Annotated in this window: 10 protein-coding genes and 1 tRNA gene; 4 read left to right on the forward strand and 7 right to left on the reverse strand. The window is 49.2% G+C overall.

All coding sequences use genetic code 11. The features are described from left to right. The first annotated feature begins 2 nt into the window (after positions 1-2). Entirely contained in the window at positions 3-773 is a 771-nt protein-coding gene (locus tag BTA35_RS13030) for an MBL fold metallo-hydrolase (RefSeq protein ID WP_078320369.1), read from the forward strand. A 497-nt stretch (positions 774-1,270) separates the two neighbouring features. After that, a complete protein-coding gene (gene ccoG / locus BTA35_RS13035; RefSeq protein ID WP_078320252.1) occupies positions 1,271-2,728 on the forward strand; it encodes a cytochrome c oxidase accessory protein CcoG in 1,458 nt (485 codons plus the stop codon). Positions 2,729-2,842: 114 nt separating this feature from the next. On the opposite strand, the gene lnt is transcribed toward ccoG, so the two are convergent. The 5 genes from lnt to miaB form a co-directional block, all read right to left on the reverse strand. After that, complete coding sequence (gene lnt, locus BTA35_RS13040) at positions 2,843-4,405, reverse strand: apolipoprotein N-acyltransferase (RefSeq protein WP_078320253.1); 1,563 nt, start codon at positions 4,403-4,405, stop codon at positions 2,843-2,845. A 187-nt stretch (positions 4,406-4,592) separates the two neighbouring features. Beyond that, the gene (locus BTA35_RS13045; RefSeq protein ID WP_078320254.1) at positions 4,593-5,441 is read right to left on the reverse strand and encodes a CorC family transporter; all 849 of its coding nucleotides are present in this window, start codon (positions 5,439-5,441) and stop codon (positions 4,593-4,595) included. Between the two features lie 45 nt (positions 5,442-5,486). Next, on the reverse strand, positions 5,487-5,948 hold the full coding sequence (ybeY, locus tag BTA35_RS13050) for an rRNA maturation RNase YbeY (protein ID WP_078320255.1): 462 nt from the start codon (positions 5,946-5,948) through the stop codon (positions 5,487-5,489). A gap of 10 nt (positions 5,949-5,958) precedes the next feature. Next, entirely contained in the window at positions 5,959-7,089 is a 1,131-nt protein-coding gene (locus BTA35_RS13055) for a PhoH family protein (RefSeq protein ID WP_078320256.1), read from the reverse strand. Positions 7,090-7,254: 165 nt separating this feature from the next. Next, complete coding sequence (gene miaB / locus BTA35_RS13060) at positions 7,255-8,598, reverse strand: tRNA (N6-isopentenyl adenosine(37)-C2)-methylthiotransferase MiaB (protein ID WP_078320257.1); 1,344 nt, start codon at positions 8,596-8,598, stop codon at positions 7,255-7,257. A 420-nt stretch (positions 8,599-9,018) separates the two neighbouring features. Between miaB and BTA35_RS13065 the strand changes: the two genes are divergently transcribed. Then, positions 9,019-9,726 (forward strand): class I SAM-dependent methyltransferase, encoded by a 708-nt coding sequence (locus BTA35_RS13065; protein WP_078320258.1) that lies wholly within the window; start codon positions 9,019-9,021, stop codon positions 9,724-9,726. Positions 9,727-9,806: 80 nt separating this feature from the next. Here BTA35_RS13065 and BTA35_RS13070 read toward each other — a convergent pair whose 3' ends face one another. Beyond that, a complete protein-coding gene (locus BTA35_RS13070) occupies positions 9,807-11,870 on the reverse strand; it encodes a carboxy terminal-processing peptidase (RefSeq protein WP_103989741.1) in 2,064 nt (687 codons plus the stop codon). Between the two features lie 299 nt (positions 11,871-12,169). On the opposite strand from BTA35_RS13070, the gene BTA35_RS13075 reads away from it, so the two are divergent. Continuing rightward, positions 12,170-13,465: a M18 family aminopeptidase gene (locus tag BTA35_RS13075; RefSeq protein ID WP_078320259.1), complete on the forward strand. Its 1,296-nt coding sequence runs from the start codon at positions 12,170-12,172 to the stop codon at positions 13,463-13,465. Between the two features lie 229 nt (positions 13,466-13,694). Here the strand turns inward: BTA35_RS13075 and BTA35_RS13080 are convergent. Beyond that, positions 13,695-13,770: transfer RNA gene (locus BTA35_RS13080), tRNA-Asn, on the reverse strand. Positions 13,771-13,774: the final 4 nt, after the last annotated feature.

Raw genomic sequence — 13,774 nt, forward strand, 5'->3', positions numbered from 1 at the left:
CAATGCGTTTTGCCTCCCTTGGCAGTGGTAGCCGGGGTAATGCGACCTTGATTGAAAAAAAAAGTACCCGTATTCTGATTGACTGCGGCTTCGGTGTGAAAGACACGCGGGGGCGTTTAGAGCGTCTGGGGTTAAGTCTTGAAGACCTTGACGGAGTACTGGTCACTCACGAACACGGTGATCATATCGGAGGGGTGGGGCGTGTAGCTCGGGCCTGTGGTGTGCCTGTATATTGCAGTCATGGTACTTACCTGACCGGGCGTTTAGGTGAGGTGCCTGACCTGCGCTTGATCAGCAGTCACAAAAAGTTTGCTATTGGTGATCTTGAGATTGAGCCGGTTCCTGTTCCCCATGATGCGAAAGAACCCATTCAGTATGTGGTAGGGGACGGCGATACCCGTTTGGGGGTGCTGACGGACCTTGGCAGTATAACTCCATATATACGCCAGTGTTATGCCCGCTGTGACGGTCTGATCCTTGAAACCAATCATGATCCTCAGATGCTGCAGCAAGGACCTTATCCACCAAAACTGAAACGTCGGGTTGGCGGTGCTTATGGCCACCTGAGTAATGGTCAGGCCCAGGCTCTGCTGCAGGAGTTGCAACACGATAAATTACAGCATGTGGTAGCAGCACATATCAGTGATAAAAATAATACGGATTATCTCGCCAAGGAAAGTTTGAGTCGTGCTCTCGGGTGCAGTGCCGAAGATATACCTTCAATTGATCAGGATGAGGGGCTGCACTGGCTCGGTTTGCGCTCTGCATTCTAAAGCAGGTCTGAGGCCCGCTGTTTACCACCTTTATATTGTCACTTTCTCTGCGTTTTATGCCCTGCCACGCTCTGCCAGACTTGTAGGCAAAAAAAAGCGTTTATCAACACTGAAAACAGTGTCGATAAACGCGGATTCAAAAGGCAAATGCCTTGAATAATAAGCTAAGTACTAACAACCAAGTCCTGCGTTGGACTTCTTCTATATTGCATCGTGCATGCCATGTTTTTTATATCCCTTTAATATCAATAGGTTGCATTGTTTTTATTCGACCAAAGTCTTGATGGCTATTTATTGAGCGATAAAAGCAGCTTCACTGCTTATATTTATGCCCCTGATTAGTGCAAAGTGTATGCTGCATGTGCACTAATGGGTAGATTTATCAGGTGATAAGAGGTGCGGCTATCTGTACCTATAAAAAAATAATTTTTTAGACCTGATCCTTATTGTTCTTCCTGAGTATGCTGCTGCCATCTGGATAAACTTGAGATGAAGTCATGCAGCAAATTCCTGTTAGCCGAGTCCGCTCAGACTCGGAGATAATTGAACGGCCACATAAATTTCATGTACGGCTTACAGAAGGTCGTTTTCAGAATATACGGCGACTAATCAGCGGGCCGATGATTGTAGCGTTCTTTCTTTTAGCCTGGTTGCAGTGGAATGGCAGGCCGCTTTTGTTATTTTCTTTTGAAGAGCGCCGGATCTACCTGTTTGGCGGTCAGCTAGCCTGGCATGATTTACCTCTTATGGCTGGGCTAATGATCGCAGGTGCCTGCTTGCTGTTTTTTATGGCTGTGGGTTGGGGGCGTGTCTGGTGTGGCTTTGCCTGCCCGCAAAGTATTTGGACGTGGCTGTTTATACGCATTGAGCAGCTAACGGAAGGCAAGGCGAGCCAAAGGGCGAGAAATGATGCTCAGCCCTTAAAAGGCATGCGGTTACTGCGGCGTTTGGCAAAGCATCTTCTATGGCTGATGTTCTCTTTTTTGACTGCGCTAACATTCACAGGGTATTTCCTGCCTGTGCGTGAGCTTTTCTCAGGTTTTTTTAGCTTCGAACTGTCTCTGGCTGTTTGGGGATGGCTAATTTCCATGGCGCTACTGACCTATGTGAATGCAGGTTTGGTTCGGGAAAAGATCTGTTTGCATGCCTGTCCATATTCCCGCTTTCAGGGGGTCATGTTTGACAAAAACACCCAAACGGTCAGTTATGATACAGCCCGGGGTGAGCCGCGCCGTATACGTGGCGGAGGACGTCACGCTGAACGTTTTACTGGACTTGATCCGGAGGCTTCAGAATTAGTCTCTGATATGGCTTTAGTGGACAAAGACCGTTCCGGTGACTGTATCGATTGTACGATTTGCGTGCAGGTATGCCCAACAGGTATTGATATCCGTGATGGGCTTCAGGCGGCCTGTATTGATTGCGGTGCCTGTATCGATGCTTGTGATCAGGTGATGGATAAAATAGGAAAGCCCAGGGGGCTGATCCGTTTTGCATCTGAGGAGGAGCTGTCGGGTACGGTTCAACCGGAAAACGGATTTAGGCCTAAATTAGTCGGTTATGGCGTGGTTATGCTGCTTACGCTATCTGTCGTGGCATTTGGTTTTGCACAGACGAAGGATCTGCTATTGGAAGTTCGCCGTGACCGTGGTGCCCTCTTTACCCGGCTTGGGGATAGTCAGGTCTGTAATCACTATCGGATTAAAGTTGAAGGCTACAGGCAAGGCTTTGACCGGGTTAAGGTCAGCGCCCAGGGAATGGAGGGGATGGTTTTACATGGAGATCAGCAGTTAAGTCTGGATAATAACAATGCGGGCTGGCGCGCTTATCGCGTATGTGCACCTGAGCCTGAAGGGCTAACCCAGGAGATTCGGTTTGTTGTGGAGTCTCAGGCAGAAGGTTTACCTTTGGCACGAGTTGAGAAAGTGACGACGTTTTTGACCGGCGGTCGATAATCAGGCTATTGGTCAATAAGCCTAAGGATGTCAAAAGCGCCAGATAATGAAGAACAGTTGAAGTCAGATCGCTTTAGCTGTTCTTGCAATTGGCTTAGCCCCATTAATTTTTACCTAATGGAATAGCTGAATAGTACGCTCCTGTTTTCGACTCTGTAGTAGCTGTAACAGCAGAATCAACCCGCAAAGAGCCAGAAGAGGCTGGCTTCCTGTTTGGGCAAAGGGGGTTTGGCCTGTCATGCTGTAAACCTCACCCCGTACGATAGCCTGTTCAAACTGAGGTGCGCTGGCAAGAATATGCCCTTTGGAGTCAATAATTGCGGTGACGCCATTGTTGGTGCTGCGCAACATGTAACGTCCATTTTCCGCGGCCCTTGCCTGGGCCATCTGAAGGTGTTGCAGCGGGCCTACGGAATGGCCAAACCAGCTGTCGTTTGAGATGGTAACCAGTACATCACTGTCTTGGGCTTGCTGGCGGACAAACTCAGGATACACAACCTCATAACAGATAAACGGCGCAATCTTCAGGTCTTTGGCCACCAGCAAGGATTGGTCTGGCGAGCCTGCTACAAAGTTCGACATTGGTAAATTGAAGAAGTTAATAGCTCCCCTCAGCAGATGTTCCAGAGGCACGTACTCGCCAAAAGGAACCAGTTTTTGTTTCTGATATAAGCCCTCTCCAGCCCCTTTGACCATAATGCTGTTATAGAATTGTGGCGGTTGCCCTGATCCCGGATTTGTTTGCTGAGGGATGCCGGAAATAAGGGCCGTACCTGAAGGTAGGTCTGCCAGTACCTGATCAAAGTAAGCACCTGAGTTCCGGTGTAACAAGGGAACTGCGGTTTCCGGCCAGATCACAAGATCACTGTTTTGGACATCCAGCGTCAGGTCATAATAGAGTTGCAGGAATTTTTGCCGATATTGCCGCTGCCACTTTTCATTCTGATCAATATTACCCTGTACCAGAGCGACCTCTACTGCTCCTTTTGTTGAGGGTAAAGTCCACTGAATATTATTGAGCAGATGACCGCCTGCAAAAATGAGGGTCAGCCATGCGGTAAATGTCCGTAACCGTAGTTTTTGCTGACTGAGTTGGAAAAGCAGACTACCTGTCATTACCAGAAGAAAACTTCCGAGGTAAACCCCACCGACTGGTAGCCAGCCTGAAATGCTTGAGTCCACCAGCCCGGTGCCCAGATATAACCAGGGAAAACCGGTTAATAGCCAGCTTCTTATCCATTCAAACAGCACCCAAAGAGCAGGGAAGCTCCAAACTGGCGAAACGTAAGAGAAGAAGCGTTGATAGAGGCCGCACTGGAGAGCTGAAAGCAGAGATAAGGCCATAACAAAGACAGTGGTCAGAACTAAAGCTAACGGAACTCCGGTATAGCCGTAGTCATGAATACTGATGTAAATCCATGAAACACCGTTACCAAAGAAGCCCAGGCCAAAGAACCAACCCAGCGTAAAGTTAGCCTTGAATTTGCCACTTAGCTCCATTGCGTTTTGACCTGCTTTCATGGCGGTCAATAACAGGGTAATGGCCAGTGGGGCTACCAGCCAGTAATTGTAGGGTGCAAAAGAGAGAGGGAGCAGCCAGCCAGCGAGCGTTGCAAGCAGATAGCGGTGAAGTCCCTGTCGGTTCGATAGATTCTTAAAAACGCCTGTCAGTGCCATGCTTGCAAAAGCCCGTCAATTTTTCGTACTCAGCAGCCTATCAAAAGGCTATCCCGCTGAAAACATGTAGATTTTCTAACCATTAAATCAGCGAAAAAATCCCGCCAAATCTAAAGGTCAGGTAAAAAAATACCGATGCAGCAGAGCACCGGTATTGGCTAGGTGTGGGGTAACGCGACTTTAACGATCAGCCTGAATGCGTTTTGACCTGCAGTAAGCGGATTCTACGATTGTCGGCATTCAGGACTTTAAACTCCAGGCCTTCAAGCATGGTGGTTTCATTGCGGTTAGGCAGATGTCCAAAACGCTGCATAACGATACCGCCAATGGTATCGAACTCATCGTCACTGAAGTGAGTGCCAAAGCTCTCGTTAAAGTCGTCAATAGGTGTCAGGGCCTTAACGATAAACTGGCCATCGCTGATAACCCGGATATCCATATCATCTTCTTCGATATCGTGCTCATCCTCAATATCGCCAACGATCTGTTCCAGAACATCTTCGATTGTCACCAGGCCTGCGACGCCGCCATATTCATCAACAACAATTGCCATATGGTTTCGTTTGACACGGAACTCGCTTAACAGGCTGTTAAGGCGCTTGGACTCCGGAATGAAGGTAGCCGGGCGCATAATGTCGCGAATATTGAATGGGGGAGCGTTCTTCTGAAGAATCAGCGGCAGCATGTCTTTTGCTAACAGTATACCGACTACCTCGTCCGGGTTCTCTCCAATGACGGGGAATCGGGAGTGGGCTGACTCAATAATCAGAGAAAGAAAGTCTTCCGGTTGCTGGCCATCTTTAACGGCAACCATCTGCGAACGAGGTATCATGATGTCCCGAACCTGCATCTCATTGATTTGCAGTGCGCCTTCGATGATATTCATCGCTTCAGCATCAAGCTGCAGGCGCTGTTCCGCGTCCCGGATAAACTCCAGAAGCTCACGGCGTGTTTTAGGTTCGCCGGTGAGGGATGTCATAAAATTCTGAAGCCAGGATCGTTGACCCTGACCGTTGCTCGATCGGTCTTCGCTCATCAGTGTGTTTCCTTTGTGCCCTGTTTTCCGTTCTAAGCGGATGGTTTAGTCCAGATAGTAGGGATCTTTTATATTGAGGCTTGCCAGAAGTTCTATCTCTAGAGATTCCATCTCTTCGGCTTCCTCGTCTGCAATATGATCATAACCTAACAGATGCAGACACCCATGGATGATCATATGAGCCCAATGGTCTTGCAGGGCCTTATGTTGTTCAACCGCTTCCTGTGCGACAACATCAGCACAGACAATCAGATCACCCAATAAGGGTAATGCAAGATCGGGTGGTGATTCAAAAGGAAAAGATAAGACATTCGTCGGCTTCTCTTTTCCTCTGTATTGGTGGTTGAGCTGTTGACTCTCTTCCGGCGTCACCACACGAATGGTAACTTCATGACCTGTGTCTTCGTGGGCATCCAGAACCGCCTGAACCCAGCGTGCGAGATCCGGCTTGTTGGGCAGATTCTTATTATCACATGCAATCTGCAGATCGATCAGTGCCTGAGTCATAAGAGGTTCGCTACTTGTCAGTCGTTTTGGTATTTTCCGGGGTGCTATGGGCCTCAGACAGTGCCTCCCTGAGTGCCTCTTTACGTGCAGCCTCTCGGGCCTGGCGGGCTTGTTGTTCCTTAATTTCAGCTTCGGCCTCATGCTTATCATAGGCCTCAACGATGCGCTGAACCATAGGGTGACGTACCACATCTTTGGAATCAAAGCGGGTTACGCCCACACCGTCAACGCCATCAAGAACATCCAGCACGTGTATCAGGCCTGACTTCTGACCTTTTGGCAGATCAACCTGAGTAACGTCACCTGTAATAACGGCGGTGGAGCCAAAACCGATCCGGGTCAGGAACATTTTCATCTGCTCCCGGGTGGTGTTCTGGCTTTCATCCAGAATAATAAATGCATTATTCAGTGTTCGGCCACGCATATATGCCAGAGGTGCAACTTCAATAATATTACGTTCAATCAGTTTGGCAACCTGCTCAAAACCAAGCATCTCATAAAGGGCGTCGTACAGCGGGCGCAGGTAAGGGTCAACCTTCTGAGACAGATCCCCGGGCAGAAATCCCAGTTTCTCACCGGCTTCAACCGCTGGGCGTACCAGCAGAATACGTCGGACTTCATCATTGGTTAACGCTTCAACGGCACAGGCTACGGCCAGGTAGGTTTTACCGGTACCTGCAGGGCCAACACCAAAGTTAATATCGTTGGTCAGGACGGTGCGTACATATTTCTGCTGGTTTGGGCCCCGGGGCTGGATTGTGCCCTTAGGTGTGCGCAGGGTGATAAGCTTGTCAGCCGCCCCTTCCTGATCTTGCTGACGGGTGTTCAGCATTTCACTAATACCAGAGCTTTGCAGGTGCAGGTGGATCGATTCTGGGGTCAGCTCTTTCTTCCCGGTATCCTGATACAGAGATTCAAGAAGACTGGCCGCCGCTTTTACCAGGTTTAGTTCACCGGCCAGCTGAAACTGATTGCTGCGATTGCGGATGATGATATTCATCCGGCTTTCAATCAGGCGCAGATGCTCATCATGCAGGCCACACAGATTGGCCAGGCGCTGGGCATCATTGGGTTCTAAGTCGAGCTTCAGGATATGAGTTTGGCTGTTACTGTTCAAAGCGTTACCTGTTGTTGCCAGCATCTTGTGTCCTCTCAGGCTGATTATTTTATCAGCTTGCCTGTGAGGTGTGACAAAAAGCTTAAAGCATCGTGAGTTCAGAATTCAGTATAGCGAATCCGCTTCAGCTCAGGCCTATATGACGGGCCGCAGCTGAAACGGTCAGGATACCTCGGTATGGTCTGCAGATCAGTAGCTAAGGTTATCAATACGCTCAGCACGTAATGAATTTGGGAAAGCCTCGGTGATTCTTACATCGATAAAGCGCCCGATCAGCTCCATAGGGTCTTCGGTGCGAAAGTTCACGACACGATTATTCTCGGTGCGTCCCTGAAGCTCTCCCGGATCACGCAGAGAGAACCCTGTTACCAGAATACGCTCTGTATTCCCCACCATACGGCGGGAGATCTGCATGGACTGCTGGTTAATTCGGTCCTGTAATATATTCAGGCGCTGCTTTTTCACCTCTTCCGGTGTGTTATCTGCCATATCGGAGGCCGGTGTTCCCGGTCGCGGGCTATAGATGAAACTAAAGGAGTGATCAAAGCCGATTTGGGCGATCAGGTTCATGGTATCTTCAAAATCCTGATCCGTTTCATTCGGGAAGCCAACAATAAAATCGGATGAGAAGCTGATCCCCGGGCGGTTAGCGCGGATACGTTCCATCTTACTGATATATTCGTCACGGGTGTGGCCGCGTTTCATCGCTGCCAGAATCGTATCTGAGCCACTTTGTACCGGAAGGTGCAGGTGACTGACCAGTTCAGGGATATCTTTATAGGCTTCAATCAGACTGTCACTGAATTCCACTGGGTGGGAGGTGGTAAAGCGGATGCGATCAATACCTTCAACTGCAGCCACAAAGCTGATCAACTCGGCAAGGTCAATCTCTTCACCTTCCTCATTGTGCCCCCGGTAGGCATTAACATTTTGCCCTAACAAGTTGATTTCGCGCACTCCCTGGTCTGCCAGGTGCACGACTTCCGCGACGACGTCTTCAAACGGTCGTGAAACCTCCTCCCCACGGGTATAAGGAACCACGCAGAAAGTGCAGTATTTACTACAGCCTTCCATGATGGAAACAAAAGCGGAAGCCCCTTCTACTTTTGGTGCTGGCAGGCGGTCAAATTTTTCAATCTCAGGGAAAGTAACATCCACTACCGAAATCTTATTCTGCTTAGAGGCATCAATCATTTCCGGTATGCGGTGCAGAGTCTGTGGGCCGAAGATGACGTCGACGTGCTTGGCGCGTTTACGGATGTTATCGCCTTCCTGACTCGCGACACAGCCGCCAACGCCAATCACAAGGTCTGGGTTTTTATCTTTCAGTTTTTTCCAGCGGCCCAGCTGATGGAAAACTTTGTCCTGAGCTTTTTCACGGATCGAACAGGTATTCAGCAGGACAACATCTGCTTCGTTTTCGTTATCGGTAAGCTCCAGTTCATGGCTCTCACCCAGAAGATCGGCCATACGGGAGGAGTCATACTCATTCATCTGACACCCGTGGGTTTTGATGAATAACTTTTTAGCCATGGGAAAACACCTGTTCGTTCTTGGTACGGAAATAAGGATCTGCAGCGTTGTTGCCGCTGCCGATAAAAAACGCACCATTATACGAGTCGAAAAGCCAAGCGCATAGCTCTGGTATAGAAAAACTCGCTTAAGTAAGGGGGGAAGCGCAGAGTGTTCTGCACACGGTTATGCTGTTCGTCTGCCTCTGGGTAGCTGCCAGCGCTGTGCAGACCGAAAGCTTTGCGTGTTGCTCATGCTCTTTTAGGCCGGAGTTCCGGAGATTACGGGTATGAAGAGTCTGTCAATTTGAGGCAGACCTTGTATTATCAGAGTTTTGGATGGTTCATCGAAATCACAATATAGGCTGGTTGAAAACATCAGTGGTTTTGTGTGGGCCTGATACATTATTAGCATAACAGACCTGAAACAGTAGGATTCGGTATGGATAAGGCATTCTGGCATCAGCGTTGGGAAGAAGGGCGAATTGGTTTTCATCAGGATGACGTGCATCCTGCCTTGCCGGCGTACTGGAATCCGGTACCTGAAAAACTACTGGCTTCTGATGATCTTTCCGAGGCCGCTGTTAAAGGGCGCCGTATTGTCTTTGTGCCGCTTTGTGGCAAGAGTAATGATATGGTTTGGCTGGCAGACCAGGGATGGCAGGTTATCGGTGTGGAGTTGAGTGAGCGTGCGGTGAAGGATTTCTTTATCGCTCAGGGGTTATCTCCGGTTCATACGCAGGTGGCGGATCAGCTTTCCAGTTACCAGGCCGGGCCTTATCTGCTCTATTGTGGTGATATGTTCCATCTGCATCGCCAGCATATGATGGCGGTTACAGCGGTTTATGACCGGGCATCCCTGGTGGCTCTGCCTGAAGCAAAGCGCCACCGCTATGCCTTTCACCTTGCGCAGATGCTCTCTCCTGCAGTTGAAATGTTACTGGTCAGCCTTGAGCATGATAAGCCCGCAGGGCCTCCATTTTCGGTGGAGGCGGCTGAGATTGAGTGGCTTTTCGGGGCTAATTTTGAGATTACACCTCTTGCCCGGCTTGAGGAAGATGAGCGTCAGGTAACGGATGTGGTGTATCGAATGGTGCGGAAGGGGCTGAAATCGGTTTCTGACAGGAAGCGTAAGAGCGCTGGTTTATAGTCTTTTTATTAACCGAATAAGAGCAGGTATTAACCGAATAAAAGCAGGCCCTGCTGGCAGACAGCAGGGCCTTTTTTGTATCAGTCAACATCTGCCATTGCGGTGTTGGCCAGATCAATCATATCCAGCAGGATACGGCCACTTTCCACTAACTCAGCATCCTGGTTCGGGTCTTCTTCCTTATCAGGAATATCGCTTAGCTTTTCCAGCGGTTGTAGTCCTTTAGCGGTGCGACGCTCATTTTCCAGAGCTAATTGTTGCGCTTCAATACGCTCGCTTTCGGCTTTGCGGGCCTGTTCATTCAGGCTAATCTGTTTGACAGACCGCATCTGTTCAAACAGCGCTTGTTGGGCGGCAAGATACATCAGGTCAGGGTCTTGCTCTGCACGGGTCTGATGACGCTCTTTAAGCTCTGGTAACCAGAGCGATAAGGGGCTGTACTCTTTGTGGCGTACGGCCTGAACCTTATCCCAGGGCAGAGCAAACTCCAGTGCGCTTTCACCAACCTGCTCGGTGTCCACAAGGCTTGGGTACTGAATATCAGGAACCACGCCCATATGCTGAGTACTTTCACCGGAAATTCTGTAGAACTTGGCCCGGGTTAGCTTTAATTGCCCATGGTCCAGAGGTGTGACGGACTGAACCGTGCCTTTGCCAAAAGTCTGGCTACCAATAATGAGACCACGCTGGTAATCCTGGATCGCTCCGGCGAAGATCTCTGAAGCTGATGCGCTGAGGCGATTGACCAGAACCGCCAGAGGGCCGGTGTAGGCAATGCTTTTATCCGGATCACCCAGAATGTCGATGCGGCCTTCTGCATTACGAACCTGTACGGTTGCGCCGCGTTCGATAAACAGCCCCACCAGAGAGTTGGCTTCCTGCAGAGCACCGCCACCATTGTTACGCAGATCAATCACCAGGCCATCAATATCTTCAGACTGCAGCTCATTGATCAGACGTAAGACATCACGGGTCGTGCTGCGGTAGTCTTCTTTCCCCTGTCGCCAGGCATCAAAATCCACATAAAATGCAGGAATATCAATGATGCCGATCTTTTTATCTTCGCCATTCTCATTCAGCGTGACAATGGATTTTTTAGCAGCCTGATCCTCCAGTTTAACGGTATTACGGACGATGGATATTATCTGAGTTTGACTGTTATCGGTGGCATTGGCAGGGATCACCTGCAAGCGAACTGTGCTGGCTTTAGGGCCCCGAATCAGGTCAACGACTTCATCCAGTCGCCAGCCAACAACGTCGACAATATTCTCATCATCCTGGCCGACACCGATAATTTTATCTGCTGGTTTCAGTTCACCGGCTTTCGCAACTGGTCCCCCCGGAACCAGGCTAACAACTTTGGTGAATTCATCTTCCGTTTGCAGAAGTGCACCAATACCCTCCAGAGAGAGCTTCATCCGAATATTAAACGTTTCAGAACTACGGGGAGACTGATACTGAGTATGTGGGTCATATAGCTGCGTGTAAGCATTCATATAGATCTGAAAGACATCTTCACTGCGGGTCTGAGTGATGCGTTTCAGTTGATTCTCAAGGCGGCGTTTCAGTGTCTTCTTTGCATCAGCAAGGTCTTTGCCGGATAGCTTAAGGCTGAGCAGACTGTTTTCAAGGCGCTTGTCCCATAGTTGGTCAAGCTCTTTCTCATCCGCAGCCCAGGCAAAGTCTTTCCGGTCGATCATCAGGGCATCGTGCCGCTTAAAGGCATAATCATCCGAAAACGTATCCAGCAGCCTTAGCTGGCTTTGAATACGGGACTCAACCTTTTGCTGGTACAAATTGTAGATCTCGAATGCAGCGGTCAGATCACCCTCCTTCAGACCATCATCGAGAAGATGCTGGTATTTATTGAAGCGGTTGATTTCAGCCTGCGTGAAATAGGCTTTATTTCCATCGAGTTCTTCCAGAAAGTGCAGGTAGATCTCTTTGGATAGCTGATCATTGAGCTCAACTTCCCGGTAATGGCCATAATTCAGGCGTTCAACGATATCCTGAGCGGCTTTTTGCTGAGATTCTGTTGGTGCCAGAGTTCCGATTGCATCAGGGACTTCAGCCAGTGCTGTGCCGATTGTAAGACTGCTGGCTAAAAACAGTGCCAGTAAGCGGCGGGTAACCGTGGTTATCATTCAACTCTCCGGGCCGGAGGCTTACTTCGTAATTGAAGGAAACCTGTTAAGTAATCTTATGAATATTGTTTGAGTTAACTCTATGACTTTGCAAAGAATATGGTTACTGTTTGTCGGGAATCAAGGCAGTCGTACGATAAAACCTGATCTATTTGCCAGGAATGCCGTCCTTTTTTGGGAACGCTATTAAAAAGTCACGATTTGTTATAATACACCATGCCGTTCGTTTTGGTTCAGTTAAGAACTGCAAAGGCTTGACGGTTTCTTTTCTTCTTTGTTTTTTTGTCGCCGGGGTACCCATGACTCAGAATGATTTCAACCAGCAGCTTTTAACCTTTCTTGATACTTCCCCGACGCCCTTTCATGCAACAAAAAACATAGTCGAGGCGTGCTTGTCAGCCGGATTTGAAGTATTGGAAGAGCGTGATAGCTGGGCACTGAAGCCCGGAGGACGTTATGTGGTTACCCGTAATCAGTCTTCTGTTATTGCGTTTACATTGCCTGCAGAAGGCGATGTAACAGCAACGGGCTTCCGTATGTCAGGGGCGCATACCGACAGTCCTTGCCTGAAGGTGAAAACAAACCCTGACCAGAAGGGACAGGGTTTCTTGCGCTTAGGTGTCGAGGTTTATGGTGGTGCTTTGCTAAGCACTTGGTTTGATCGCGATCTGTCTGTTGCCGGGCGGGTTTCATATCGGGATTTGTCCGGTGGTGTCCGGCATGCTCTTATTAACTTTGAGCGAGCTATAGGAACGGTGCCGAACCTGGCAATCCATCTGAATCGCGAAGCCAATAAGGGCGTTGAAATTAATGCCCAGAATCATCTGCCCATTGTTCTGATGCAGCAGGAAGATGGAGCCCAGAGTTTTGCCGATCTGCTAAAAGGTCAGTTAGAGGCTCAGGGGAGCACCGATGTTTCTGAAGTTCTGGAGCATGAGTGCTTTGCCTATGACACCCAAACGGCTGCTGTTATCGGGTTTAAAGATGATTTCATCGCTTCAGCTCGCCTGGATAATTTACTGAGTTGCTTCATTGGTTTGAAGTCTTTGCTGGATGCTCCGCAGGCGGTTCCGTCACTTCTGGTGTGTAATGATCACGAAGAGGTGGGCAGTATGAGTGCATCCGGGGCGCAGGGGCCTTTTCTGCAATCGGTCTTGAAACGCATCGCCGGACAGGAAGAGCGTTATCAGCAGATGATTGCGGCCTCTATGATGGTGTCCTGTGATAATGCGCACGGTATTCATCCGAACTACGCCAGCTATCATGATAACAATCATGCCCCTCTTTTAAATGCTGGCCCGGTTATCAAACTGAATGCAAATCAGCGCTATGCTTCAAATAGCGAAAGTTCTGCCTGGTTCAGACTTGCCTGCCAACAAGCGGGGGTTGAGGTGCAAAGCTTTATTATGCGCAGTGATCTGGCTTGCGGGAGTACTATCGGGCCGATTACTTCGGCAGAGCTGGGCGTGAGGACGATTGATGTAGGCGTGCCTCAGTTTGCTATGCACTCGGTGCGTGAGCTGGCAGGAAGCCGGGATGCTTATATGCTCTACCGTGTGCTTAAGTGTTTTAATAGCCTGCCTGATATTGCCTAGGTTTTACTGGAGGGTTGGTCGGGCTGATTTATGTGTCTGATCAATCCGGTATTATTACGGAAGTAAATCTCGGGCTTTTCGGATTTTGTCTGTAATAGCGAGCTGTCAGGTTCAGGCTGCAGATTTTCTGATAAAAGAAAGGTCGTGTTTTAAAAGACGGTATCTTAAGAAGAAAGCTGGCGAGGAATTTCAGGCATAAAAAAACCGGCCTTTAGCCGGATTAGAAAGTTGGCTCCCCGAGCAGGACTCGAACCTGCGACCAATAGATTAACAGTCTACTGCTCTACCAACTGAGCTATCAGGGAACTG

Origin of the sequence: Oceanospirillum linum, assembly GCF_001995095.2 — a bacterium.
GTDB lineage: Bacteria > Pseudomonadota > Gammaproteobacteria > Pseudomonadales > Halomonadaceae > Oceanospirillum > Oceanospirillum linum.